Source organism: Clostridium sp. CS001, from assembly GCF_020443565.1.
Lineage (GTDB): Bacteria > Bacillota > Clostridia > Clostridiales > Clostridiaceae > Clostridium_AD.
Window position 1 is genome coordinate 1 of the sequence record NZ_JAIZZN010000010.1, and the last position, 26,383, is coordinate 26,383.

Annotated in this window: 24 protein-coding genes; 23 read left to right on the plus strand and 1 reads right to left on the minus strand. The window is 32.8% G+C overall.

From position 1 onward, the window contains the following. Window positions 1-893: 893 nt before the first annotated feature. The 5 genes from LGK97_RS08685 to LGK97_RS08705 all read left to right on the plus strand — a co-directional run bounded on the left by LGK97_RS08685 (window position 894) and on the right by LGK97_RS08705 (window position 5,294). A complete protein-coding gene (locus LGK97_RS08685) occupies window positions 894-1,487 on the plus strand; it encodes a type IV toxin-antitoxin system AbiEi family antitoxin domain-containing protein (protein ID WP_226259367.1) in 594 nt (197 codons plus the stop codon). Next, window positions 1,484-2,314 (plus strand): nucleotidyl transferase AbiEii/AbiGii toxin family protein, encoded by an 831-nt coding sequence (locus LGK97_RS08690; RefSeq protein ID WP_226259368.1) that lies wholly within the window; start codon window positions 1,484-1,486, stop codon window positions 2,312-2,314. Before LGK97_RS08685 ends, LGK97_RS08690 begins: the two co-directional genes overlap by 4 nt. A 637-nt stretch (window positions 2,315-2,951) precedes the next feature. Then, window positions 2,952-3,821, plus strand: a complete 870-nt coding sequence (locus LGK97_RS08695) for a hypothetical protein (protein WP_226259369.1) — start codon at window positions 2,952-2,954, stop codon at window positions 3,819-3,821. A 13-nt stretch (window positions 3,822-3,834) separates the two neighbouring features. Continuing rightward, complete coding sequence (locus LGK97_RS08700; protein ID WP_226259370.1) at window positions 3,835-4,197, plus strand: MazG nucleotide pyrophosphohydrolase domain-containing protein; 363 nt, start codon at window positions 3,835-3,837, stop codon at window positions 4,195-4,197. Between the two features lie 299 nt (window positions 4,198-4,496). Continuing rightward, window positions 4,497-5,294 (plus strand): SDR family NAD(P)-dependent oxidoreductase, encoded by a 798-nt coding sequence (locus tag LGK97_RS08705; RefSeq protein ID WP_226259371.1) that lies wholly within the window; start codon window positions 4,497-4,499, stop codon window positions 5,292-5,294. A 441-nt stretch (window positions 5,295-5,735) separates the two neighbouring features. Here LGK97_RS08705 and LGK97_RS08710 read toward each other — a convergent pair whose 3' ends face one another. Next, entirely contained in the window at window positions 5,736-6,662 is a 927-nt protein-coding gene (locus LGK97_RS08710; RefSeq protein ID WP_226259372.1) for a YhfZ family protein, read from the minus strand. A gap of 235 nt (window positions 6,663-6,897) precedes the next feature. Between LGK97_RS08710 and LGK97_RS08715 the strand changes: the two genes are divergently transcribed. The 18 genes from LGK97_RS08715 (at window position 6,898) to LGK97_RS08800 (ending at window position 26,365) form a co-directional block, all read left to right on the plus strand. Further along, window positions 6,898-8,469, plus strand: coding sequence for an FGGY-family carbohydrate kinase (locus LGK97_RS08715; protein ID WP_226259373.1), 1,572 nt, complete (start codon window positions 6,898-6,900; stop codon window positions 8,467-8,469). 15 nt (window positions 8,470-8,484) lie between these two features. Beyond that, a complete protein-coding gene (locus tag LGK97_RS08720) occupies window positions 8,485-10,227 on the plus strand; it encodes an FAD-dependent oxidoreductase (RefSeq protein ID WP_226259374.1) in 1,743 nt (580 codons plus the stop codon). 21 nt (window positions 10,228-10,248) lie between these two features. Further along, entirely contained in the window at window positions 10,249-11,493 is a 1,245-nt protein-coding gene (locus LGK97_RS08725; protein WP_226259375.1) for an NAD(P)/FAD-dependent oxidoreductase, read from the plus strand. Window positions 11,494-11,512: 19 nt separating this feature from the next. Continuing rightward, window positions 11,513-11,884 (plus strand): DUF1667 domain-containing protein, encoded by a 372-nt coding sequence (locus LGK97_RS08730; RefSeq protein ID WP_226259376.1) that lies wholly within the window; start codon window positions 11,513-11,515, stop codon window positions 11,882-11,884. Further along, window positions 11,881-13,293, plus strand: a complete 1,413-nt coding sequence (locus LGK97_RS08735; RefSeq protein WP_226259377.1) for an FAD-binding oxidoreductase — start codon at window positions 11,881-11,883, stop codon at window positions 13,291-13,293. Before LGK97_RS08730 ends, LGK97_RS08735 begins: the two co-directional genes overlap by 4 nt. 81 nt (window positions 13,294-13,374) lie before the next feature. Continuing rightward, the gene (locus LGK97_RS08740) at window positions 13,375-14,151 is read left to right on the plus strand and encodes an electron transfer flavoprotein subunit beta/FixA family protein (protein ID WP_226259378.1); all 777 of its coding nucleotides are present in this window, start codon (window positions 13,375-13,377) and stop codon (window positions 14,149-14,151) included. Continuing rightward, complete coding sequence (locus LGK97_RS08745; protein ID WP_226259379.1) at window positions 14,120-15,076, plus strand: electron transfer flavoprotein subunit alpha/FixB family protein; 957 nt, start codon at window positions 14,120-14,122, stop codon at window positions 15,074-15,076. The genes LGK97_RS08740 and LGK97_RS08745 overlap by 32 nt, the downstream gene beginning before the upstream one ends. After that, window positions 15,063-16,421: an FAD-binding oxidoreductase gene (locus LGK97_RS08750; protein ID WP_226259380.1), complete on the plus strand. Its 1,359-nt coding sequence runs from the start codon at window positions 15,063-15,065 to the stop codon at window positions 16,419-16,421. The genes LGK97_RS08745 and LGK97_RS08750 overlap by 14 nt, the downstream gene beginning before the upstream one ends. After that, on the plus strand, window positions 16,412-17,191 hold the full coding sequence (locus tag LGK97_RS08755; RefSeq protein ID WP_226259381.1) for an electron transfer flavoprotein subunit beta/FixA family protein: 780 nt from the start codon (window positions 16,412-16,414) through the stop codon (window positions 17,189-17,191). The genes LGK97_RS08750 and LGK97_RS08755 overlap by 10 nt, the downstream gene beginning before the upstream one ends. After that, on the plus strand, window positions 17,179-18,129 hold the full coding sequence (locus LGK97_RS08760; protein WP_226259382.1) for an electron transfer flavoprotein subunit alpha/FixB family protein: 951 nt from the start codon (window positions 17,179-17,181) through the stop codon (window positions 18,127-18,129). Before LGK97_RS08755 ends, LGK97_RS08760 begins: the two co-directional genes overlap by 13 nt. Continuing rightward, window positions 18,116-18,766 (plus strand): pyruvate formate lyase family protein, encoded by a 651-nt coding sequence (locus LGK97_RS08765; protein ID WP_226259383.1) that lies wholly within the window; start codon window positions 18,116-18,118, stop codon window positions 18,764-18,766. The genes LGK97_RS08760 and LGK97_RS08765 overlap by 14 nt, the downstream gene beginning before the upstream one ends. After that, window positions 18,766-18,933, plus strand: coding sequence for a hypothetical protein (locus tag LGK97_RS08770; protein WP_226259384.1), 168 nt, complete (start codon window positions 18,766-18,768; stop codon window positions 18,931-18,933). The genes LGK97_RS08765 and LGK97_RS08770 overlap by 1 nt, the downstream gene beginning before the upstream one ends. Window positions 18,934-19,204: 271 nt before the next feature. Next, on the plus strand, window positions 19,205-20,416 hold the full coding sequence (locus LGK97_RS08775) for a DUF401 family protein (RefSeq protein WP_226259385.1): 1,212 nt from the start codon (window positions 19,205-19,207) through the stop codon (window positions 20,414-20,416). Between the two features lie 643 nt (window positions 20,417-21,059). Beyond that, on the plus strand, window positions 21,060-22,979 hold the full coding sequence (locus LGK97_RS08780) for an OPT family oligopeptide transporter (protein WP_226259386.1): 1,920 nt from the start codon (window positions 21,060-21,062) through the stop codon (window positions 22,977-22,979). Further along, window positions 22,969-23,319, plus strand: coding sequence for a PqqD family peptide modification chaperone (locus LGK97_RS08785; protein ID WP_226259387.1), 351 nt, complete (start codon window positions 22,969-22,971; stop codon window positions 23,317-23,319). The genes LGK97_RS08780 and LGK97_RS08785 overlap by 11 nt, the downstream gene beginning before the upstream one ends. A gap of 242 nt (window positions 23,320-23,561) precedes the next feature. After that, a complete protein-coding gene (locus LGK97_RS08790; RefSeq protein ID WP_226259388.1) occupies window positions 23,562-24,008 on the plus strand; it encodes a MarR family winged helix-turn-helix transcriptional regulator in 447 nt (148 codons plus the stop codon). A 2-nt stretch (window positions 24,009-24,010) separates the two neighbouring features. After that, window positions 24,011-25,078 carry an FUSC family protein gene (locus LGK97_RS08795; RefSeq protein ID WP_226259389.1) on the plus strand — a complete coding sequence of 356 codons (1,068 nt, stop codon included), beginning with the start codon at window positions 24,011-24,013 and terminating at the stop codon, window positions 25,076-25,078. Window positions 25,079-25,159: 81 nt separating this feature from the next. Further along, window positions 25,160-26,365: an AraC family transcriptional regulator gene (locus LGK97_RS08800; protein ID WP_226259390.1), complete on the plus strand. Its 1,206-nt coding sequence runs from the start codon at window positions 25,160-25,162 to the stop codon at window positions 26,363-26,365. Window positions 26,366-26,383 lie beyond the last annotated feature (18 nt).

Consider the following 26,383-nt stretch of genomic DNA (forward strand, 5'->3'; position numbering starts at 1 on the left):
ATTTGATCATCTCCATTCCCCCTCTTATGATGTTCTATCATAAGAAAGTTTACATTAAAGTGGAGGAGTTTTCAATTAGAATGGTGGGGTACTTTTAGATTAACATATACAACGGATATGTTAATCCTCCGTGTCCTATATGTGGAACACCAGGAAGCGAACCAAATGACTATGCTGATTTTGTTTGTCCATATTGTAGTCACAAGTGGCGCAACTATGGAAATGGAGGCCTTGTGCTTGGTTGTTGGCCTAATTGTCCAAAGTGCGGGACAACAGCAAATGAAGCATAACAAAAAGGTGTCCGCATAATATTCCAACAAGAGGGAAAAGACACAGCCGAGCAGAAAGAGAGCAGGCCACCCATTTGGACAAAATGATCTTTAGGCCGACTTGCTCTGTTCATACTGTAGTGAGTGTTTTTTCGTTTAACACCGTCAGAAGTAATTTATAATATCGCTAAATTGTATCAAAATTAGTGGACATTTAGCCTAATTATCTCATACATAAACAACAATTTTGATACAATGGAAAACCCTTGAATTCAGGGGTTTTCGTTGTTTTTTGGAGGGTTTAGAGTAGAGATTTTAAAGATTTCTAGCTTAGATTTATGGATTTTCATGCTGAACATGCACACCTTTATGGCTTATGAAGTTGGAGGGTGTACACTTTTTAGTGGAATTATAAAGTCTTATTTAACATGATCATGAGGGCACATGTTGAGATAGTATTAATCTGAAAGGGAAATTTGGCAATAAGATAAGGATTGTACTATAATTACATGGACTTATAAGAAACTTTTAGTTTTTTTAAATTTTTGATTCATATTGCAAAATTGTTTACAAATGTACTGATTTCAAGTATAATATCAGTATATTTGTAATGAGGTGAAGTAAATGGATTATTTAAATAGATTGGAAAGTTTAATTAAGCAAAATAATGGTATATTATTTACAGCAGATTTAGTGCGTCTAAATATTCCACGAACATACTTATCTAAGCTCGTAAGTCTAGGGAAATTAGAACGAGTAAGCAGAGGGGTGTATATTTTGCCTGGTGAAATAGAAGATGAGATGTATTATATGCAGATTAAATATCCAAAGTTAATTTATTCACATGAAACAGCTCTGTTTATACATGGGATATCTGATAGAACGCCATTTGAATATTCAGCAACTGTACCAAGTAATTATAAGGTTGTAAAAAATATTTCAGAAAATAATAAGGTTTATTATATAAAAAGTGAGCTACATTCTTTAGGGATTACTGCCGCAAAGACTTCTTTTGGCAATGATATTAAATTGTATAATATTGAAAGGACAATTTGTGATATTATACGAAGCAGAAACAAGATAGACATTCAAATCTTAAATGATGCTTTAAAGAGATATATTAAATTAAAATCTACGGATTTTAATTTGCTAGGGGAATATGCGAAAAAGTTCCATGTTGACAAAATAATCAAAAAATATATGGAGGTACTTTTATGAGTAGCAGAGGTATGAGTTTAAAGGCGAAGATTAAAAACCTTGCCAAAAGCAAAGATATGTCTGCACAAGTTGTTTTGCAAAATTATATGTTTGAGAGATTTTTAGAACGCATATCAAAATCTGAATACAGGAATATGTTTATATTAAAGGGTGGTATGTTAATAGCTGCTATTGTCGGTATAGATAATCGTTCAACAATGGATATGGATGCAACGTTAAAAGGATATCCATTAAATGAGGATTCATTGTTAAGAGCTATAAATGATATTTGCTCAATTAATGTAGATGATGACGTAACTTTCTCTTATATTAAGGTTGAGCCTACTAGAGAAGATGATGATTATGGTGGGTACAGGGCAAGTATACAATCTGTTTACGACACCATTATAACTCCAATGCAAATTGATATTACAACAGGAGATGCTATAACACCAAGAGAAATTCTATATAGATTTAAAATGATTTTTGATGATAATACTATTGATGTTTGGGCGTATAATATAGAAACAGTTTTAGCAGAAAAATATGAGACCATATTAAGGCGTGGAGAATTTAACACAAGGCTCAGGGATTTTTATGATATATATATTTTGACAAAAACACAAAGCTTCAATGGAAAGTTATTTAATGAAGCAATTTTGAAAACATCAAAACATAGGGGAACAACTCATATATTTGAAGATATTGAAAAAAGAATATCAGTTGTTGAAAACAGCGAAGATTTAAAAAAGCTATGGGATAAATATAAGAAAAATTATAGCTATGCAAAAGATATTTCATTTGAGGATATAGTTCTTGCTTTGAGGGAATTGTTAGTATATATTTGATTGTACTGCCAATGAAGAATTCTAATTAAGAGTAAAGTCAAAGCACTCGATATAGAATGGTCATATATGTAATATAAACAATAACTGTAGTGGGATTTTCCAATACAGTTATTGTTTTTATATAGATTTAAAAAATCTGTTTATTTTATGAGATAATTTTTTTGAAAATATTAATGAATAAGGGGCTTCAATGAAGGGAAATATTATTCTGCTTACATTACAAAAATAATATAAGTAATTTAAAAAGTACTTAAAGGTGGGGATAGGTAGTTAAAATTATTTTTACTTATATAAATTAATTCTTTCAATGGACAGTGATAAAGTTAGGTACGGTTCGCCTCCACCATAAGAAAACAACAATATTGATACAATGGAAAACCCTTGAACTCAGGGGTTTTCGTTGTTTTTTGGAGTATTTGAAGTGGTTAAAAAAGAGTTTTTAAGCTTGAAAAATGAAAAATCATTAAATAAAATGCACACCCCCTATAGAATTAAGATAGGGGGTGTGCATTTTTAGGTAGGGGTGTGCACTTTTTAGCGGTAACAATTTATGGTGGTTTATGTAGTTTTAAATTAACTTGAAATAGTGTACAATTTAATAATAACATTATACTTTTTTATTGGGGGTGAAAATATAATGAAAATAATTTTGAGTAGAAAAGGATTTGACTCTGCAGCAGGAGGATATCCAAGTCCATTATTTATAGACGAAAAGTTTCATGTATCATTACCTATACCAGAAGATATAAATGGTAATGCTTTTGATACTGGAATAACTTACAGTGATATTTATTTTAAAGATGGTAATACATATGCTGAGGTAATGAATTCATTAGGGATTAAAGGCTTTGAAAATAGATATGTGCATTTAGATCCAGACTTAAATTATAATGTAACGAGAAGCCGTGCTAATAACTGGAAGGGTATATTTGGCCAATGTAGTACCTCACAATCACATTTATCAAATCAAAGGGTTGAAGAAGGCGATTTGTTTTTGTTTTTTGGATGGTTCAAAGATGTAAAGAGAATCAATGGAAGATACACATTTGTAAATAAAACAGATAAACAAATTATATGGGGATATCTTCAAGTAGGTAAAATTGAGAGTATTTTAGAAAATGAAAATTATTGTGAGTGGAAACTTAATCATCCACATTATTATGATAGGAATAGGATAAAGAATACTGCATATATCGCTAATGAAAAGTTAAGTTTTAATGAAAATATGCCGGGGTATGGTTGCTTAAGTTATAGCGAGGATTTAGTGCTAACCTGCAGTGGGCAAACTAATAGATCAATGTGGATGCTTCCAAAGTATTTTCACCCGAGCTTTAATACAAAGATGACTTTTCATGAAAAACTAAAAAGTCCAAAAGGAAAACCGATATGGCAATTTAAAAATGATTGTTGCTTACTACAAACAGTTGGTAGAGGTCAAGAGTTTGTAATAAGTGGTAATACTGATGTAGAAGAATGGGCAAAAATAATAATTGGAAATAATGTATAAGGAGTTTTTAACCATGGAGAAAAATGCAGATTTAAAGATATCGGAAATGCTAAAGCTCTCCAAAGATTTATGGAGTTTACATAAAGATACTTGGTCACCAATGGAGCCAGAGTATGGAAAAGATTTTATACTTTATATGATAGAAGAGATAGGGGAAGCAATTGCTATTATCAAGAAAAAGGGTGAAGAAAAGATAATGGAAGATCTAGAGGTTCGTGAACGATTTGTTGAAGAACTAGGTGATGTAGTAATGTACTTCATGGATGTGCTGAATCGTTTTGATATTAGTGCTGAGGAATTTTCAATCAGATATCTTAAAAAAGCAGAGTACAATATGAATCGAAATTATAAGAAGCAGTATGAGGAAATCAAATAATAGGAGACTTATAAAAAATATTCAACTACATAAGTGGTAAGGTTAATAAAATATATACTGGCCATGAAATCTAATATGTTTCCACAAACAGCACACTCAGTATGTGACAACATATCAATATAGGGGGGAATCCTTTACCAAGATTAACCATAATTTAGCGTTAATTAATTTTAAACTTTCTCATGAAAAATACGCTAAATTGTTTCAAAATCATATTTATTGGACAAGATAAGTGTTGATAGTATTACTGTAAATTACAATAAAAAAATATATAAAATATTTATAAAGGGAGTGTTTACATGAGATTAAAAGATAAAGTTATCTTAGTAACAGCGTCTACTAGAGGGATAGGTTTAGCAATAGTAAAAGCTTGTGCAAGAGAAGGTGCAATTGTATATATGGCGGCCCGTAACCTGGAAAAAGCAGGACAGGTATCGAAAGAGCTAAATGACGAAGGTTTAAGAGTAAGCACAGTGTATAATGATGCTTATAAAAAAGATACTTATATTTCTATGATTGAAGAAATTGTTAAAAAGGAAGGCAAAATAGATGTTCTTGTGAATAACTTTGGCACATCTAATCCTAAAATGGATATGGATATTAAAACTACTCAATATGATGAGTATATAAGTACTATTGATACAAATTTAGCTAGTGTATTTATTTCTTCTCAGAAGGCCATAGAATATATGGCTGAAAACGGTGGAGGATCAATTATTAATATTTCTTCTATTGGAGGTATAGTACCAGATATTTCTCAAATCTCTTATGCTACTAGCAAGGCGGCAATTAATTATTTGACAAAACTTATTGCTGTACAATGTGCTAGGGATAATATACGTTGTAATGCCATTTTACCTGGTATTACTGCTACGGATGCTGTTAAAGATAACTTAAGCCCTGAATTTCGTGATTTTTTTCTAAAACATACTCCTATTAAAAGAATGGGAAAGCCGGAAGAAATTGCAGCTACAGTTGTTTATTTTGCCAGTGATGATTCGGCTTACACTACTGGGCAAATTATAGATGTTTCTGGAGGATTTGGATTACCTACTCCAATATACGGTGATATGATAGAGATGAAAAAGAAAAGGTGATTGAACTGAGCGTATTTTCATTATTTTTTCTTATACAGGGTAGTTCTTGTAATGGACAGTGATATAGTTAGGTACGGTTCAATTTCAACATACATAAATTAAAAAACAAAAATTATATTGGAATTTTCCAATATAGTTTTTGTTTTTTTGATATGTCCTGTTTTATATAAAATTATTCAGTCATCAGCTGTGAAAACTGAGAATGGAAAAGGGAAGACAATTACATTGCCCTTTATAAATTTTCCCATGCGTTATCCTACTCAGGGTTTAACCAATCTTTAGCTAAGCTCTTTTCACTGGCTAGCGTAATATCACTAATCTTAATATTATTTTTTTATATTTTTTATATTTTGTAAAGTCAATATAATCAGCAACGTTTTGTAAAAGATATGGTGGCAATAATTAAATTGTTAGTCTCTACTTGATTGATATAAGATACTATTAGAAAAATCGAGGAGATTCTCTTCCTTCCATGATATTTTTTTGTGTGAGATAAATATCTGTCGTGTTAAGATATTTTTCAAATAAAGCACGAACACCATAATTTTCTTTGTGAAAGAGTAATACAGGAGTTTTGGTTTCTAGGTTTGAAAATCTATAAATTTCAATTGGTTGGGGATTTAGGTGTTCGAATCGTAACATAGGATATTCACGTCGATGAATTAATACATCGACTTTTTTTTGGTGCAATACTTCTGATAACAGAATAAATGGCGTTTCTACCCATTCTACATTTTTCCCAGCACATAGAGCCTTTGTTAGTGAATAATGATCCGTTGAAGAAGGATCATATGCAACGCGCATACCATCTTTAATTTGAGTATTATTAGAATTAGCAAAATACACACAAAACCCACCTGCATATTGACAATTTTCAAGAACAATAGGTTCATCTAGAAAATCATACATTTCACAATATGCTTTTGCACTAGATGCGGATACAACAATTGTATCATAAATTTTCTTTTCCAAATATTTTAGACGATTATGTGCTCCGGTTACATAGACCATAGCCAATGGAAATGGAAAGATAGTATTATACTGATATAAAGCAGTTGTCAAACTTTGTAAGTAATGAGTGGCTGGTACGGGCATATTAATGGTAAGCAGATCCCAACCAGTATTTTCACATAATTTGTTTGAATCTTTATGTTGCAAAAATGTACCAGTACCATGGCTTTTTTGCAAAAGAATACAGTTATTTTCTTCTAAAAAATTAATACCTTGTTGTATTACTCCTCGAGATACACTTAGTTTCCCAGCATACTCTGAAATACTAGGTAATTTGTTTCCTATATCATTAATTAGCATATCACGTGCAAGTTTAGAAATAACAAGTCCTGACTTTTTGATGAAATTTTCATTCATAAGTATTCCTCTTTTCTTGGGGAAGTTTTGGTCTTTAATCAATATATATAGTTATATTGGAAAAGATGTAATATATGCAAGTAAAAGTTAAAATAATAATGTAATATAATTTACATTTTAAACATATAATCCTAATACAAGTGTATAAAAAATAATACACTTAACGGTGTATTATTTCCGGCCTAAGGGTACAAAAGAATATGTGCAAACAATTGTATGAAAGGAGAACAAAATAATGAAAGCATTAGCATTAGCTTTCGACATGGGAACTCAAAGTGGACGTGCCATTTTAGTTGATACAAAAGGCAATATAGTAGATAAGGTACAGAAAAAATATGAAAAACCATATATATCAAAGGAACCAGGGTGGGCTGAACAGGATCCGGAATTTTATTGGCAGGTTATATGCGAATGTAGTTTGGAATTAAAAGAAAGAAATTTAGAGATTTGGAATGATATTATAGCTGTAAGTATAACTACCATTAGAAATACTGTTGTTTGTGTTGATAAGGAAGGAAAAGCGGTTCGAAATGCAATTCTTTGGTGTGATCAAAGAGAATCAAAGAACCATCCGACCTTACCAATAGCAAAACTTGCAGCATTTAAAGTAATTGGAATGTTGGATACGGTTCAATTACAAATGAAAAGTGCAAGTTGCAACTGGATTAAGTATCATAGGCCAAAGGATTGGGCAAAAACTTATAAATTCTTGCACATTTCCACGTATTTGATTCATAAATTTGTAGGAGTATATAAAGATAGTAATGCCAGCCTTACTGGTCATGTACCATACAATTCTAAGGAAAGACGATGGCAGGGGGAAAATGAATTAACAAGATGTTTATTTGATATTGAGCCGGAAAAATTATGTGAAGTTGTAAAACCGGGAACGATTCTTGGAACAATTAATGAGGAAGTAAGTAGGAAAACGGGAATTCCACAAGGAGTTGAGTTTGTTGTGACAGGGGCAGATAAAGGATGTGAAACATTAGGATTATCCTGTAATACTTCAGATAAAGCAGCCATTAGTTTTGGAACTACAGCAACAATTCAAGTAACTTTAGATAGATATTTAGAACCCATTCCATTTATACCACCATATCCAGCTGTGATAGATGGAAGATATAGCTCTGAGATTTATATTACAAGAGGTTATTGGTTAATATCTTGGTTTAAAAAAGAATTTGCAGAAAAAGAAATGGAGCAAGCGAAAACAAAAGGCTGTAGTCCAGAAGAATTATTGAACATAAGACTTACAGAAATTCCACCAGGCTGTGAGGGGCTAGTATTTCAGCCATTTTTCAGTCCCGGTATAGATACGCCAACAGCAAGAGGGGCCATTGTTGGATTTAACTCTTCCCACACAAGAATCCATATATACCGTGCAATTATTGAAGGAATTAATTTTGCACTTCTGGAAGGATTACGGGTAATTGAAAGAAGAGGTAAGTTCAAGGTGAAAGAACTGTATATGGCAGGTGGAGGATCACAAAGTGATGAAATATGTCAGATAACAGCAAATATGTTTGGATTGCCAGCACATAGGATACAAACACATGAAGTTTGTGGATTAGGTAGTGCTATGACATCATTTGTTGCAAAAGGAATTTTTAAAGATTTAGATGAAGCAGCGGAACACATGTCCCAAATCAAAGATACCTTTGAGCCTGATATGGAAGAACATAGGATCTATGAGAAATTGTTTAAAGAAGTGTTTAGTGCTATATTTCCAAGACTTCTTCCAATTTATAAAAAGGCGGATATTTATCATAATGAAGCATTGGAGCTAGAAGACGAAGAAAAATAGAAATGAGGAGATAATATGATTGCTACACTTGAAAAAATGTTACAAGAACAGTGGCCAGATTTTACACTGAATGTAGATATAGATAAGAGAAATATTGTTACAGTTACAGGAGAAGTAAAAGATTGGAATACAGTTGTACAGGTAGGACATGCAATTGCAAAAGTAGAAGGTGTTAAAAATGTAGTCAATGAGATGACAGTGGGCGGGCTTACAATACCAAAAAAAGATTACACACCTTATATAATGGCAGGAAAAGAAAAGGGAATTGTAGAAGAAACGGATGTAATAATTATTGGAGCAGGAGTGAGTGGCTGTGGTGTTGCACGAACGTTAGCAAAGTATGATGTAAAAATTACAGTGGTAGAAATGGGAGAGGATGTTGCAACAGCAGCTTCTAAAGCTAATAATGGGAATATTCATGCAGGTCATGCAGTGCAGATAGGAACTTTAAAAGCAAAATTAAATATCGAAGGAAATCGTATGTATACACAATGGGCACAAGAGTTGGGATTTGAATTTCAACGTTGTGGAGCACTTGGTGTAATTCCATCAGAAGAAGATATGCCAGCACTTGATATTGCGTATAAGGTGGCAAAGACAAACGGAATAGATGTAGTTGAGAAAGTGGATGCAAAACGAGCCTTAGAATTAGAACCAAAGCTAAAACGTACAGGAATAGATATTAAAGCTGGAATATGGTTACCTAGTATGGGGGTTGTAGAGCCTTATGAAGTAGTGGTTGCACTAGCGGAAAATGCAGCGGAAAATGGAGTGAAATTCCGATTTAACTGTACGGTAGGAGAGATACTTGCAGAAAATGGGAAAGTAACGGGTGTAGTGACAAACCAAGGAATTATAAAGGCGAAATATATAATCAACTGTGCAGGAGTGTATTCCGATGAAATATCTGCTATGGCAGGTGATAAAAGTTATACTATTCATCCTCGTAAAGGAACAATCGCAATTCTAGATAAGAATGCAGAACCAGAATTTGATTGTTTATGTGAAATTGTTTCTATGAAAGCTTTGATGGCTCTGAAAAAGAATAAAGAAAGTAAAGGTGGCGGGATGTCTAGAACTCCTGAGTGGAATATTTTATTAGGACCATCTGCGGAGGAAGTTCCTGATAAAGAGGATAATTCTACATCACCAGATACGCTAGCATATTCTATAGGGCGCAATCAAAATGAAAATGTTAGTTATGGAAATGTTATACGATATTTTGCAGGTGTAAGAGCTGCAGATTATAAAGAAGATTTTGTGATAGAAATGTCACCAGTTACACATGGATTCATCAATTGTGGGGCAATACAGTCGCCTGGTCTTGCATCAGCACCAGCGATTTCTAAAATGGTGAGTGAAATTTTGATTCAAGACTGGGTGTGTGTTGGATATCCATTAGAAGAGAAAAAAAACTATAATCCAATACGCAAACCAAAGAAGAAATTCAGGCATCTATCACACGAAGAGCAAGATCAATTGATTAGAGAAAATCCAGCATATGGACATGTTATATGCCGTTGTGAAACTATTACTGAGGGGGAAATAATAGATGCGATGCATTCCCCAATTGTACCAACTTCTATAGATGCTATTAAACGTCGTACTCGTGCAGGTATGGGAAGGTGCCAAGGAGGATTTTGTCAACCAAGAGTATTAGAAATATTGGCTCGAGAACTTGGAAAAGAGTGGGTAGATATTAATTTATCCGGTGCAAATACAAATATTCTGCTAAAACCAACCAGATCAGAAGCATAAGAGAGAATGGAGTGTTAGACAATGAAAGAATATAAAGTGGATGTTGCTGTTATTGGCGGAGGGCCAGCGGGTTTGGCTGCGGCTTTAGAAGCAAAAAGACAAGGCACAAAACAAGTTATGATTTTAGAGCGGGATTATCAGCTAGGTGGAATTTTACAACAATGTATTCATGATGGATTTGGAATACAACGCTTTCAGCAACGTATGTCGGGAAGTCAATATGCTCAAAGATTTATTGATGAGCTTTTAAATACAGACATAAAAGTAAAATCAGATACTATGGTATTAGATATTACAAAGGATAAAGTAGTATATGCTTGTAATAAAAAAGATGGGATGTTGAAAATCACCTGTCAAGCTATCGTATTAGCCATGGGATGTAGGGAGAGAACGGCTAGTCAGGTATTTATTCACGGGTATCGCCCAGTTGGAGTACTTACGGCAGGAGCAGTTCAAAGATACATTAATATAGAGGGGTATATACCAGGAAAGAAAGCGGTTATATTAGGCAGTGGAGATATTGGATTGATTATGGCACGCCGTATGACATTGGAAGGGATTGAAGTCCAAGGCGTATATGAAGTTATGGAGAGGCCGGGAGGACTTACACGGAATATAGTACAATGTTTAGATGATTACGATATACCATTGCATCTGTCAACGACTGTGACAAGGATTCATGGAAAAAATAGAATAGAAGCAGTTACTGTGGCTCGGGTAGATGAAAATCGCAAACTAATTTCTGGAACGGAAGAAAGAATACCCTGTGATTTGTTAGTGTTAGCAGTAGGATTAATTCCAGAAAATGAAGTGTCACTAAAAGCAGGAGTAGAATTGGACAAGAGGACCAAGGGTCCCATTGTAGATAATCATTTTATGACAAGTGTACCAGGTATCTTTGCTTGTGGAAATGTAGCAGTTGTATTTGATTTGGTAGATTATGTTTCTGAATCAGGAGAAATTGCAGGAAAAGGAGCAGCAGATTATGTTGCAGGAAACTTAAATTATAGCTTTGGATACAATGATGTAATTGCTGGTGAAGATGTAAGTTTTATTGTTCCACAACGGGTTATAAAAGGAGAAAAGGAAGAGGAAACAACCTTCTTTATGAGAGTAAAAGAATCGAAAGACAAGGTGAAATTAGAAAGTATTGTAAATGATAAAGTTATTTTATCAGAAACTCATCATTTTGTAGCACCGCCAGAAATGATAAGATGTCAAATGAAATTAAAAGATGATGGTGATGTATTAATTCATATGAATTAATAGAGGAGGGAAGAAAATTATGAATCAGGAATATATTTGTATTGTATGCCCTCGCAGTTGTCATTTGATGGTATCAGATGAACATGGAACAATTGAAGTAACAGGAAATACGTGCAAAAGAGGATATGATCATGGCGTACAAGAATTTACAGCACCAGTACGCATGCTTACAACAACAGTAGCAATTGGAAATGCATATTTATCAAGGCTTCCAGTGATTAGTAGTATAGAGTTACCAAAAGAAAAGATGAATGAATGTTTAGAAGTATTATATGGCTTGCATCTAGAGGCACCTATTACATGTGGGGATATTATTGTAGAGAATATTTGTAATACCGGTATTGAAATATGTGCATCAAGAACTATGAATAGAAAGGGAGAAGAATTATGATAGAAGAATTAAAAAAAATTGTAGGGGATGAGCGAGTATTAATAGAGGAAGCAGTTATTCGTGAAACGACAAATGACTATATTGGATATCGTCGTTTTGAAAGAATGTATGGATTGCAAAAAACACCATTAGCTTCTTGTGTAGTGCGAGTAAAAGATGTGGAGCAGACTTCAGAAGTTTTGAAATTTTTAAATGAGAATAAAATTAATACCATTCCAAGAACTGGAGGTTCTAGTGTTACGAAAAGTATAGAACCGGTAGAAGGTGGAGTGATACTAGATGGAAGTGATATGAATCAGATTTTAGAAGTGAATGAAAAGGATATGATAGTTACGTGCCAATGTGGTACACCATTGGAAAAACTTGAAAATTATCTTGAGGAAAGAGGATATACAACAGGACATTTTCCACAATCATTACCCATGGCGGACTTGGGTGGATTAGTTGCAACAAGAAGTATTGGTCAATGGTCTACACTTTATGGTGGAATAGAGGATTTATTAGTTGGAATAGAAGCAGTTATGGCAGATGGAGAAATTATTCGAATTAAAAATAACCCTCGTCGTTCTGTAGGACCAGATTTAAGACACATCTTTTTAGGTAGTGAAGGCATGTTAGGATTTATTACAGAAGTTAGTGTAAAGATATTCAAATACAGACCAGAAGAACGTTGGATGTGTGCTTATGCAATTAAAGGAATGCATCAAGGATTAGATTTTTTAAGAGATATTATGGTATCAGGATATAAAGCAGCGGTTGTAAGACTACATGATCCATTAGAAGTAGTGTTACAGCATGGAGGTGTTGCTCCAGAAGGATATGCAATGGTTCTATTACTTGCAGAAGGGCCTGCGCCTATTACCAAGGCAACAGGGGAAGCAATTAACGAGATGATTAAGAAATATGACCACATTGTTTTGGGAGAAAAACCTGTACAATCATGGATTGTACATAGAAATGATGTATGTAATACCATAGATAATGATCCATACTGTCAACAAGGATTAGTGGCGGATACTTGTGAAATATCGGCTTGTTGGTCTAAAATTGGGAAAATATATGATGCAGTAACAAAACGAGTAGCACAAGAAATGTCAAATCTATATGGCATTGGAGGACACTCTTCTCATAGTTATATGCAAGGAACCAATATTTATTTCCAATTTGCCTTTAAATCTAGAGGCGTAGAAACAGTGGAAGAAGACTATATGCGTATAATTAGAATTATTATGGAAGAAACATTAAAAGAAGATGGAAGTATTGCACATCATCACGGCTCTGGAAAGTACCGTACACAGTGGATGCCACGAGAGCATGGTACATCATATTCCTTGATGTATAAACTAAAAGAGGCAATGGATCCAAACTATATCTTAAATAAAGGAGTACTATTGGTAGATAAAAAATAAAATAATATATAAACAAAAGCTCTCAGGATATCTGAGAGCTTATTGTGCAATTATTGAGACTGGAAGGCAGGAGAGAAATCCTTGAAAGTTATAGTGTGTTTTAAAGAATTACATGATTTAGAAAAGATGATTCCAAGTGATTGGCAGGTGTTTAACAAGGAACCTGATGTCAGTTATGTAGGAAGGATTATCAATTGTTTTGACGAGATAGCATTGGAACTTGCACTAAGAATGAAGGATGAGGAAGAGCATGTAACGTGTATTGCCGTTACGGTAGGAAATATTTCAAAAATAGCGGCGAAAAAAATATATGCATCAGGATATGATGAAGTAGTGTGCTTACACTGTGAGGGGCAGGAATTTAACCCGAAACTTATAGCGGAAACATTAGCTGAATTTATAAAAAAAGAACAACCAGACTTAATATTAACAGGAAAGCAAGCAGGATACATGGATAGCGGACAGGTTCCAGGGTATTTAGCAAATGAATTAAAACTACCATTGATTTTAGACGTTGTTACATGTCAACACAAAAAAGAAACATGTGAAGTGACCCATGAATGTGAACAAGGAAGATATATAACAGAGGTTATGTTTCCAGTATTACTAAGTGTTAGTAATAGTGAAATACCAGGACTTCGATTAGCAACTTTAAAAGAACAATTGGTAGCAGGAAAAAGAAGGGTTACAAATGAGAGGGTGAAAGATATTTATCCTATGGAATATTGTTTGCATCCAAAACCAATCTGTAATTGTCATTACGTAGGAGGTGGCTTAGATGAACAATGTAGCATCATTTTGAAATATATAAGTGAGGTGGAAAAGGATGAAAACATTATTAGTAGGAGTAGCAAGTAATCATATATCTCTTGATATACAAAGAATGATGGAAACCTTGTCAATTACACAAAGTGATGAAGTAACAATATGCATATTAGAAAGCTACGAAGGAATGAAAATACATTTGCCTGAGGGCAAATTATCAATATTTGGTTTGCCTAAAATAAAGTTTATCCTTGCAAGGTCTGAAACATATGCAACAGCACTTTCTAACCACTGTCAAAATGAGAATATTCAAAGTGTTTGTTTTTTGGAATCTACATTAAGTCGTGGAATTGCAGGGAAATTGAGCTATAGTTTACACTATGACTGGTTTTCAAATGTAGAAAAAGTAGAAAGGCAAGAAAATAATTTTATCTTTTATAAAAGAGTTATGGAGGCAAATATAATAGCAGAAATAGTAACAAAAAAACCAGTAGTTATTACTATTGCACAGGGGAAATGCAGAAACAACGTAGAAATGAAAGAATATATAGTGGGAACAGAAGAAGTAGAAGAAATAAGTAATTGGATTGTTTCAGAAAAAATTCAAATGAAAGATAAGGAAAGTTTTTTAGAAAATGCAACACTTTTATTTGTTGCAGGTAGAGGGATTGGAAGTAAGGGAAATTATAAAAGATTAGTACAATTGGCAGAAAAATTTGGAGCCAAGGTAGGAGTTACAAAAGCTTTGGTTTTAAATGGATGGGGCAAGTCACAACTTATGCTTGGACAATCTGGTATTATTGCTTCACCAGAAATTTGTATTACATTTGGTGTTGCAGGTGCAGGTCCATTTTTAGTAGGAATTGAACAATCTAAAAAGATTATTGCAATCAACAATGATACAAGTGCAGGAATTTTTAAAGTGGCACATTGTGGTATTGTTGCAGATTGTGAAGATATATTAACAGCATTAGAAAAAAGTAGTATGCATAAGGAGGATGGAGATGCAGGAAGTTAGAGATGAATCAAGAATGGTTGGATGGTGTGAGACGATACAATATCCACAGACAATAGAGGAAATCCAAAAACTGATAGAAACTTGTAGAAAATCAAAACAAAGGATAACTATAGCAGGAGGAAAAACTGGAATTGCAGGGGGATGTATTCCCCAAGGCGGATATTTGCTTTGTACAGAAAAATATAAAAATATTCGGTTAGAGGGAGAAGATAAGGTTACGGTATCAGCGGGAGTAACACTAGAAGAATTACAAATATATCTTAGAAAGAATCATACTCTTTATTTTGCACCGAATCCAACAGAGAAAACGGCAACACTTTGTGGACTTTTTGCTTGTAATGGAGCTGGTGGAAATCGAAGAAAACATGGGACAGTTGCCAATAATGTAGAAGCCATTACTGTTGTAAATGGTAATGGAGAATGCATGAACGTACAAAGAGGAGAATGTCTTGAATGGGGAGTAGACATTATAGATTTATTTAGTGGTAGTGAGGGACAACTAGGAATAGTTACGGATATAACCCTAAAGTTGAAACAAAGAGAAAGCCTTTTGGCTTTGATGGCTTTTTTTGAAAGTGAGGAAGAAGCATTAGCATACATCCAAAGCCTACAACAGTGGGAGTATGAAAATAATAATCAGAAGATAATAGAAGAATGTGAATTTTTTGATGCAAAGACTTTGGGGCTATTAGAGCAAAAGAAAAAAAGTGTAGAACAATTGAAGTGGGTTCCAGATTTTCCAGAAGGATTAGTTTGTGGGATTTATGTGATTTTATCAAGTAATGATGATGAAAGACTAGAAAATACAATGATGGAATTATATGAACGATATCTTGAATGTGGAGGAAAGGATGAATATACTTGGGGATTAGAAGGCCTAGAAGAAGTTGAAAAATTATATAAATTACGTCATTGTGTACCGGAATTACTAAATGCAAAATTAGATAAATATTCAAACCAGAGTGAAAGAATGGAAAAGATGGGGACAGATTTCACGGTAGATAAATCATTTATAGAGTATAAAAAAGAGATTGCAAAGGATGGAATAGAAGGGTATATTTTTGGACATTGTTTAGACAATCATTATCATATAGATCTGTTTCCTCATACATTAGAGGAAAAGGAAATTGTACAAAAATTGTTGGAAGGATTGTACCAAGAGGTAAAGGAAAAAGAGGGATTGGTTGTTACAGAAAATGGAGTGGGGCAATTGAAACAATCCTTTGTATCTGAAATTATATCGGAGAAAACAAGGATAGAAAGACAGCGTATGAAGAGCTATTTTGATAGTGATGGTATATTAGGAAAATCAATGGCAATATGGAGTGGAGAAATATGCATATAGTAGTTTGTATAAAAGAAGTGCCGAAAGGACATGTATCTATGAATCCAGATACTGGACATTTGATAAGAGATTCAAAGGAAAATGAAATAAATCCTTATGATTTATCAGCCATTGAAATTGCTGTTCAGATAAAGGAAAAAATGAAGGCGCATTTGACAGCAATTACTATGGGTCCAGAACATGCAAAGCAGGTATTGCATACAGCAATCTCTATGGGAGCAGATGAGGCAATCTTATTCACTGATGGAAGGTTTGCAGGTGCAGATGCATATGCTACAGGATATACCTTATCGCAAGGAATACAAATACTTAAGCCCGTAGATTTGATTATATGTGGACAACAGACCACCGATGGAGATACCTCACAAGTTCCATTTTCCTTGGCAGCTCAAAGCGGCTATCCTTGCGTGGGATTTGTGAAAAGTATTCATGAAATTACGAATAGAGATATTGAGATATTACAAGAAATTACAGGAGGGACGGCACGGCATAGAGTTACATTCCCCTGTGTATTATCCATGACTATGGATTGTGCAACACCAAGAATTCCAACCATGGTACAAAGAATGAAGGCGAAAAGAAGTGAAGTTCAAATAAAAAACTTAGAGGATTTGCAAGATACGAATCCACTGCATTACGGTATTCAAGCATCTCCTACCAGGGTAAGAGGTATAGAGGTACCAATGTTACACAGAAAGAAAGAGGTTATTGAAACCACGCCAGAAAAAGCTCTTGAAATGGTGAAGAAGGAGATAACATGTCTGTACTAGTGTATTTACAACCACAAGAAGATAGAATTCATAAGATATCAATAGAATTATGTGCATTGGCAAGTTCTTGGAATCAAGAGGTATACGCTTTTAGTCCACAGAAATTAAGCCCTTTTATGTTAGAACAGATAGGAAAATGGAAGTTACAAAAGGTATTTGTAATTCCTTGCGAAGAGATATATTCCTTGGATAGTATTTCTTTAGATTTATATCAGTGTGTGCAAAAAATTTCTCCAGATATATTATTAATTGGAGGTACTTTAGAAGGGCGGGCATTAGCGCCAACTGTTGCGGCAGTTTGTCATACAGGGGTAACAGCAGACTGTACAGAACTAAGAATCGATGAAAAGGGATTACTCATACAGAAACGTCCGGCATTTGGTGGCGAAGTGATGGCAACCATTGAAACTCCAAAAGGGAGACCACAAATTGCAACCGTACGCCAAGGGATTTTCAGGATGGAAACGGAAAAAATGAAACAGTGTAATCATTTCCAAGTAGAAATAGAGTTCTTAAGCAGAGAAACAAAAATGAAATCAGTTTTACAGCGTGATTATGTTGTAGAAGTTATATCATCAGGCGATATACAAAATGAAGAGGCAAAAGTAATAGTAGCTGTAGGCGGTGGAATTCAAAGTATAGAAGAATTACATAGGATAGAAAAAATTTGCAAAAATAAAAATATACCTTTGATGTGTTCTAGAGCATTAGTAGAACGGGGATGGAAAACACAAAAAGATCAGATAGGGCTTTCAGGAAGAAGTATCGCATCAGATTTACTAATTACAGTAGGGATTTCAGGTTCTGTTCAGTTTATGGCGGGAATACAAAATGTGAAGAAAATCCTTTCAATTAATCATAACCAAGATGCCTCAATTATGATGATTGCAGATATCCCACTTTGTGTAGATTTACACGAGATGGTTGAGGACATATGAAAGAGTTTCTTTCAAAAAGCGGTGTGGATTATGTCTACATGGATATAACAGAAAGTTTGGAAATATTATTTCAATAGCTAAAAAATTCGGCATGAGAAAGGAAGAGATTCCAGTTCTAGTAAAAGCATCAGAGCCTTGGGCTGGAATTTCAGTAGAAGAGTTAAGTGATAAGTATTCAAAAATGACACCAGGGTACGACCAATTTAAGAGTATCATGGAGAGTGTTATTTGTATGTTTGACTCTTACGCAATAACTCAAGGACGAGAAGTATCAAACTATTTTCTTCTGCTGCAGTATGGTTTTGATAGAATTGTTGGATTATGTGACGAAAAGATAGCTGAATATATGGGTGAGAGATGTGTAACTTGCGCTAATTTTTCAAACCCTAACGAATATGGAATTGGAACATTTACAGGAGGAGAACCTTTAATGCATCATGAATTCTTGGTAGAGGTTTTAAAAAAGTGCCATGAGAAACAAATTCATACTGCTATTGAAACAAGTGCATATGCAAAAGAAAAAGATTTTTTAGAAGTAATGAAGTACATCAATTTTGCATTTATTGATGTAAAGAATATGGATAGGGCGGCTTGTTTTAAGGCAGCCGACTATATCTGGATTTCATGGATGTTTTAATGAAAAACAGTGACTTTTCTCCTTTGTTTTATTATAAAACAAGCAAAAGAGTTTATCAAATGTATAAAAAGTCATTACTAAAGGATTTGTTCAGCCAATGTGAGATGGTTGCATATCACATTGTAAAGAAATCAAAAGATGGAAGATTAGTTTATAAAAGTTTTTAGATAATAAGTATTGAAAATGTATTCTGTATTATCAACCTTATTGACCCATAAATTCCATATAGTTTAAAATATTTGTTTAAACATACTATTTTCATACAATGTAAAGCCCTTGAATTTAAGGGTTCTTATTATTTTTTGAAGAAAATGAGTGAGGAATTTTAAGGGCTGTAGCTTAGAATTATTGACTTTTCAGTTATATGTTATAATAATGATAAATTAAACAAGTATGGTATAGTTCTAAATGAATATGTACTGTAAGGGGGGATATTCCATGGACATAATAAAATTAGTTTTAATTTTTACTTGTATTATTGTAGTTATGAAATTTAATAAACCTTTATATTTATCAATAGCAGCTGGTGTTGTAGCTACTATTATACTTTATGCAATAAATCCATTGAAAGCTATTGAACTTATGGGGATTAGTACTTTTAGTAAAGATACAATCTACCTTATATTGGCTTTCTATTCAATTACCTTTCTGCAGAGAATGTTAGAAAAAAGGGGGCATTTAATACTAGCAGAAAAATCCTTAAGCAATTTATTTAATAGTAGAAGAGTTAATGCAATGGTTGCACCCTTTATAATTGGTCTATTGCCATCTCCTGGTGCAATACTAATATCAGCTCCTATTGTTAATAATGCGGCTGAAAATTATATAACTAAGGAAGAGAAGACTTTTGTGACGAGCTATTTTAGACATATTTCAGAATCTTTTTTACCTACCTATGCTTCTATATTGCTAGCCTTAAACTTGTCACACATTGATATGACATCATTTGTATTAGGAATGCTGCCAATGGTAGTTGTATTATTTCTACTAGGATATTTTTTCTATGTTAGAAAAATTCCAAAGGAAACTGGACTACCTAAATCAAAGGATAAACCACAAGATGTGAAGAATTTGATAATCAGTCTTTGGACCATAGTTCTAACTATATCAATTATTTTAACTTTGAAAGTACCTGTTCATTTAGCTGTGATACCAGTTATTATATTATCAATTATTTTAAATAAATTTAATTTTAAAGAGATAAAACCGATGTTTAGATCAGCACTAGAAACTAAATTGGTTTTTACTACAATTATAATTATGATGTTTAAACAAATTCTAACTTTTTCGGGAGTGGTTCAACGATTACCTAATTATTTTTCAGCATTGCCTATACATCCAGTAGTTATTTTTGCATTGATATTTTTTATTGGTGCATTAGTGGCCGGTGGACAAGCTACAATTGCCTTAGCAATGCCACTAGCATTTGCAACGTTGCCCAATGGGGGACTAGGATTAATGATATGTCTTATGTGCATGAATTATATAGCTATGCAGGTTTCACCAACGCATATATGTTTAGCAATGGCTGTAGAGTATTATGATGTTTCATTTATAAATTTAGTTAAAAAAACTATGCCTGTATTAATCTCTTTCATTTTGATTAGCTCCGCATATAGTTACATGATCTTTTTAGTGTTTAAACCTTAATAAGAGGAGGAAATAATAATTTGATAAATTCATAGATAGGTTATAATATGTACATAAGTAGTCATAGGATGAAAATTTAATTATAAAACATATATGGAAATTGTATTATGATTCCTTTATACATAACATCAGCCATTTTTATAATTCATACAACATATTATATGATATGTGTGGAATAAGCGTGCATATATTTTATCTGATATGTAAATCATATAAAATAGAATCAGGTTTATGATGTTTAGGGTTTCCTTCACAAAGTATTGGGTTTAAGTTCTAGGTATGGTACGCTTTGCAATTAATTCAGAAAAAATATATATATCATTCAAAAAATAAGAATAAGCACTATGTATATTATCCAAGAATTGTTTTTTCTTGTAATAAGGCTTATATGAGTATTCAGGTATTGAAATAATCAAAATGCAAAGGATTCAAAATGTAAAGAATTTAATAAAGCGATAGTTGCAACAACATGAAATTAATGAATTTATTTGTATAAAAATATATGGTCACAAATTGTATAATTATCGTGAATATTGCAAATTAATAAACAGGTAAAAATCATTATTCGCAAGATTACGAAAAGTCGTTTCATGCCGAAACTGTGTTATAATTGTAGTTATAAAATACAAAGGAGGTATAACTTATGGATCATAAGTTGTCAAAAAATGCATATGGAGGCGTAAAGGGTAAAGATTACGTTCCTTACGTTTCTAGTGGTTCTAAATCAGGTGGAAACATAGCGGTATTATTAATAGGTATTCTTTTAGCGGCTGTATTCGCAGCATCAACTGCATATTCAGGTATGAAATCAGGACTTACAGTAGCGGCTGGTATACCAGGCTCTATAATAGGGTCAGCATTTATAGCTGCACTCGCTAAGCAAAAGGGTATTCTTGGTAAGAACTTAGTTCAAGGTATGGCTAGTGGTGGAGAATCTGTTGCTAGTGGTATAATATTCGTTTTACCAGCGGTTCTTTTAATAGGAGCTAAGGTTAGTTTCTTAGAAGGTTTGGCTGTTGGTATTGGCGGAGTTTTATTCGGTATGGGAATAGCTTCTCTTGTTTACAATTACTTAATCGTTGAAGAACACGGTAATTTAATGTATCCTGAGTCAATGGCTATATCTGAAACACTTGTTGCTTCAGAAGGCGCTGGAGAGGCAATGAAATTCATGGGAATCGGGTTTGGAATAGGTGGTATTATAACTGTTATAACTAGCTCATTTTTGAATGTAGCTAATAATGTTGTAAGCTATGTAAACGAAACCTTCTATAAGTGGAAATTTGAAGTTGAAGTTAACCCTCTATTATTAGGTATTGGATTCATAGTTGGGATAGAAGTTTCCTTAGCTATGTTTGCTGGTTCTTTATTATCTAACTTTGGAATTATGCCTTTAATAGGTTACTTCTCAGGTCTTGCAACAGATGGTGTAAATGTATGGAATAATCCTAGTGTTTCTATACATGCTATGGAGGTTAAACATATCGCTGGTAGTTATGTAAAATATATAGGTGCTGGTATGATGCTTTCTGGAGGTTTAATAGGTGCTATAAAACTTATCCCTACAATAATAGCTTCTATAAAAGAAACTCTTGGTGCTAAGGCTTCAAATGGTGATGGCGGTTCAGCTGTTGCTAACCTAATATTACTTGGTGGAGTAGTAGTATGTTTCATAGCTGGTTTCATGATATCTGGTGGTAACATATTAATGGCTATAACTGCTTCTATTTTATCATTATTCTTATCATTATTGTTTGTTATCGTTTCTGGTCGTTTAACTGGTACTATAGGAACTTCAAATCTTCCTGTATCTGGTATGACTATAGCTTCTATAGTTGTTGTAACATTATTGTTCGTTGCAATGGGATGGAAAAACCCTGCAAACAACAAATCATTACTTTTATTTGGTACATTTATAGTTACTGCTATAGCTGTGGCTGGGGGTTATGCTCAATCACAAAAGGTTACTTTCATAGTAGGTGGTAGCAAAAACGAAATGGATAAATACTTTGCTATATCTGGTATAGTTGGTGTTGTAGTAGTTATAGGTACTATACTATTACTTTCAAGCAAGCTTGCAATGACTGGTGATAATGTTCAATTTGCACTACCTCAAGCAAACTTAATGTCAACATTAACTGCTGGTATAATGTCAGGTGAATTACCTTGGGTTATGATCATTGTTGGTGCTGTTATGGGAGTTGTTTTATTCTTATTAAAACTTCCTGTAATGACAGTAGCTATAGGATTCTATTTACCAATAGCTACAACTTCTATAATATTAATAGGCGCATTAGTTCGTTTATTTGTAGAAAAGACTTGTAAATCTGAAAAAGAAAAAGAAGTTAAGGTTTCTAATGGTATAAGCTTATCTTCTGGACTTGTTGCCGGCGGTTCTATAATAGGACTTGTAGGTATAATACTTCAAGTAACAGGTGTTCTAAGTGGAGCTGGTCCAAGTGGATTTAGTGCTTCTAATACAATGGCGATTATAATATTAATAGCCCTAATAGTTGCTACTATAATTCCTATAGTAAACAGTAAGGTAAAAGATGCTAAGTAATAACGAAGACGTTTTAAATATAACATATAAAATTTCTGATAATATCCAATATGAAGTGAGCATAGACAATATTGTCACCATACTTGAAAAACAAGATCATAAGTTCCAAAGGTTCTTTAGAAAACTTAAATTTAGGATTCCAGAGTATAGGAAAATGTCTTTGGATGAATACGGGAGTTGTGTATTTTTACAAGTTGATGGCAAAAAAACTATAAAAGATATTGGAGAAAATCTAGAAGTAAAGTATGGTGATAAAGTTGAACCACTTTATGAAAGATTATTGTTATTCTTAAACCATATCGACGTTAATTGTAAGTATATAGAAAGAATAAATTTCTAAGTAAAAAAAGATGGCACTACATTGTAGTTGCCATCTTTTTTTTATATTGACACAAATCTAAAAGATGTATTTATATTCCTTTAAAAACATCGCAGATGATGCTTTAATATATTTTATTTTAAAGTACCGTTTGACAAATGATAAAAATAGGAGCAAAATATAGTTAACAAAGTAAACTATATTTTGCTCCTATTTTTTAGAACTCCATATAGTTAATTAATTTGGGAAGTGTGGTAATAATATTGGAAGATTCAAATTGGATTTATATGTTGGAAAGAATGCAGAGCATAAGATATTTTAGTAGAGTAATGATACGTCGTGCCACTAAGGAATATGAAATACCCGCAGAGCACTTGGATTTATTATCCCAATTGGCGGTTAGCAACAAAAAAATGACGCCGATGACTCTTAGTAAGCTTATGAAAGTGAATAAGACAATAATAAGTAGGATAATAGAACAATTAAATAATAAAGGTTATTTAATTAAAACTATGGATGAAAATGATAAGAGGAGTTATTTTGTTTCTATTACAGAATTGGGAAAAGAACAATTAGACAATATATATAAACATTATTTAGGACCAATATATGAGCTTCGTAGACGATTGGGTGAAAAAGACTTTTTTCAGTTAATGGAATGCGTAGAAAAAGCAAATATAAAAATGAATGAGAATGAGGAAGGGATATAATAATGAGTTTTTATAAAGCAATGCAACTCGGAGCAGTTAATCTTAAACCGCTAATTAAAGATACTGAAGATAGTAAATTAAAGAAAAAATATATAGCAGCCCTTATAGTTAAGAATTTTTTATGCCTTTTGTTTTGTATGATTGTAGTAACCATTTTTAATAATTTATTTGGTAGTGATAATAGTATTGTAGGCGTAGTAACAGTTATAGCATTATTGACACTTAGATTTTCAAACTTAGATTTTAAAACAACACAATCAACCATTGCCATATTGGGCATATTTGCTATATTCATTGTTTCGCCATATTTGGCATCAATAGTCCATCCAGTATTAGCTAGTATAATAAACTTTATTTCAATAATGGCAATTGTGATTTTATCCTGTCATAACGTAGATTTATCTAATCAATCAACACTTGTATTATCATATCTACTTTTATATGGATATCATGTTGATGATATGAATGGATATATAAATAGGGTATTTGCATTAATCCTCGGTGGAATAATAGTTGCAGGAGTTTTTTATTACAGACATAGAAAAGTAAATTTTGAAAATAGCTTTAGCCATATAATTAAAGACATAGATTTTAGTACACCCCGTACTAAGTGGCAATTAAAACTTGTATTGGGAATAACCATAATTATTTTAATTGGAGAACTTGTAAATTTACCACGTGTTATATGGGCTGGATTCGCATTTATGTCAGTAATTCAACCAGATAAAGAAAAGATTGAATACCGCGTAAAAAAAAGATATCCATTTACAATTATAGGATCTTTAATATTTGCAGCAATGTACTTAGTTATACCAGAGGAATATAGAGGATATATTGGCATTATAGGTGGGCTCATGGTAGGATTCTCAGGAACGTATACATGGCAAACTTCATTTAATTGCTTTGGTGCATTGTCAGCAGCAGTTCCTATATTTGGATTACATTGGGCCATAGTTATACGTATAGTTGATAATATTATAGGAGTTATATACGGTAAGGTTTATAATAAGATATTTGATAAAGTAGATGAAAAAATCTTTAGTGAAGATACAATTTCTGAAGCAGTATAATACTTGCTTAAAAAAGACTAGATACACCCTCTTTGAAAACCATGATAAATGAATTAGAAAGTAAGGGCGATGGTGATAAATATGAAACGTCAAAATGATTGGTATACAGGCATTGATTATTATTCAGACTACCGAGAAAAACAGATAGAAGTAAATGAAAAGATAATAAGTAATACAGGCGATCTATGTATACATGAACAAGTAGAGATAATATTTGTGAAAGGTGGAGAAGGTGTAATTGAAGTAAATGGAATATCATATGAACTCAAAGAGGGAAGCTTTTTATGTTTATATATGCATCATTTCTATCGATATACTAAAATCATTACGCCGCTGAGCATAGTCCAAATTAAATTTCATATAGGTAATTTTATGTATATGTCTTGGGAAAAGCATCAGATAAATGCAAATGCTACACTTGTTTATGATACCATGCCTTTTATTCAGCTTGATGATAAAAATTATAAAAATCTGAATAGTCTCATCGATAATTTGGTTTTAGAAATAAAAGAACATCGGTTTGGCAGTATGAATATTATTACATATCAAACATTGCAGTTACATGCTTATTTCTGTAGGTTTGCATATGAAGGGGTTACAAAGGAAAGGCAGGAAAGTTCTGTTGAATGGCAGGTTATTCCTAAGATTATTTTATCTACTGGGAAAGATATAAGCTTATTTGACTTAGCAAGTGAAGTTAATTTATCAGAAGCTCATTTAAACCAGAGAATTAAACAGGCATGTGGTTTAACCTTTTTTCAACTGTCTAAGTTTGGGAAAGTAATAAATGCATGTGCTTTACTTCATTTTCCTGAACTATCAATAAATTATATAAGTGATTTATTAAATTTTTCATCTATAAATGCATTTTATCGTGTGTTTAACCAATATGTCCATATGAGCCCAAAGCAATATCAGAAAACATGTATTGCTGATGGTGGTGATGGAATATTAAATGGTTATGGTAGTGCGCTCTTATTCTTACAATATATCCATACGAATTTTATGAATGATATTGATATAAGTTCCATGTCAAAAGAATTTTATCTGAAGGAATATACGGTAAGATTAATATTTGATAATGTTTACAAAGTTAGTTTTAATGAGCTCCTAGAACAAACAAGAATTACATATGCTTGTTCATTTCTATCTACAACTAAGAAAAGCATAACAGAAATATCAAACATATGTAGATTTGATAGTATTTCTACCTTTCAAAGAGCTTTTATTAAACATATGAATCAAAATCCTAAGGAATATCGCAAATTAACAAATCCTAATATATGATAATAAAACTTTAGAATA

Coding starts and splice junctions, on each gene's coding strand:
- LGK97_RS08685 (WP_226259367.1), top strand. CDS start 894: ATGGATTATTTAAATAGATTGGAAAGTTTAATTAAGCAAAATAATGGT.
- LGK97_RS08690 (WP_226259368.1), top strand. CDS start 1,484: ATGAGTAGCAGAGGTATGAGTTTAAAGGCGAAGATTAAAAACCTTGCC.
- LGK97_RS08695 (WP_226259369.1), top strand. CDS start 2,952: ATGAAAATAATTTTGAGTAGAAAAGGATTTGACTCTGCAGCAGGAGGA.
- LGK97_RS08700 (WP_226259370.1), top strand. CDS start 3,835: ATGGAGAAAAATGCAGATTTAAAGATATCGGAAATGCTAAAGCTCTCC.
- LGK97_RS08705 (WP_226259371.1), top strand. CDS start 4,497: ATGAGATTAAAAGATAAAGTTATCTTAGTAACAGCGTCTACTAGAGGG.
- LGK97_RS08710 (WP_226259372.1), bottom strand. CDS start 6,662: ATGAATGAAAATTTCATCAAAAAGTCAGGACTTGTTATTTCTAAACTT.
- LGK97_RS08715 (WP_226259373.1), top strand. CDS start 6,898: ATGAAAGCATTAGCATTAGCTTTCGACATGGGAACTCAAAGTGGACGT.
- LGK97_RS08720 (WP_226259374.1), top strand. CDS start 8,485: ATGATTGCTACACTTGAAAAAATGTTACAAGAACAGTGGCCAGATTTT.
- LGK97_RS08725 (WP_226259375.1), top strand. CDS start 10,249: ATGAAAGAATATAAAGTGGATGTTGCTGTTATTGGCGGAGGGCCAGCG.
- LGK97_RS08730 (WP_226259376.1), top strand. CDS start 11,513: ATGAATCAGGAATATATTTGTATTGTATGCCCTCGCAGTTGTCATTTG.
- LGK97_RS08735 (WP_226259377.1), top strand. CDS start 11,881: ATGATAGAAGAATTAAAAAAAATTGTAGGGGATGAGCGAGTATTAATA.
- LGK97_RS08745 (WP_226259379.1), top strand. CDS start 14,120: ATGAAAACATTATTAGTAGGAGTAGCAAGTAATCATATATCTCTTGAT.
- LGK97_RS08750 (WP_226259380.1), top strand. CDS start 15,063: ATGCAGGAAGTTAGAGATGAATCAAGAATGGTTGGATGGTGTGAGACG.
- LGK97_RS08755 (WP_226259381.1), top strand. CDS start 16,412: ATGCATATAGTAGTTTGTATAAAAGAAGTGCCGAAAGGACATGTATCT.
- LGK97_RS08760 (WP_226259382.1), top strand. CDS start 17,179: ATGTCTGTACTAGTGTATTTACAACCACAAGAAGATAGAATTCATAAG.
- LGK97_RS08770 (WP_226259384.1), top strand. CDS start 18,766: ATGAAAAACAGTGACTTTTCTCCTTTGTTTTATTATAAAACAAGCAAA.
- LGK97_RS08775 (WP_226259385.1), top strand. CDS start 19,205: ATGGACATAATAAAATTAGTTTTAATTTTTACTTGTATTATTGTAGTT.
- LGK97_RS08780 (WP_226259386.1), top strand. CDS start 21,060: ATGGATCATAAGTTGTCAAAAAATGCATATGGAGGCGTAAAGGGTAAA.
- LGK97_RS08785 (WP_226259387.1), top strand. CDS start 22,969: ATGCTAAGTAATAACGAAGACGTTTTAAATATAACATATAAAATTTCT.
- LGK97_RS08795 (WP_226259389.1), top strand. CDS start 24,011: ATGAGTTTTTATAAAGCAATGCAACTCGGAGCAGTTAATCTTAAACCG.
- LGK97_RS08800 (WP_226259390.1), top strand. CDS start 25,160: ATGAAACGTCAAAATGATTGGTATACAGGCATTGATTATTATTCAGAC.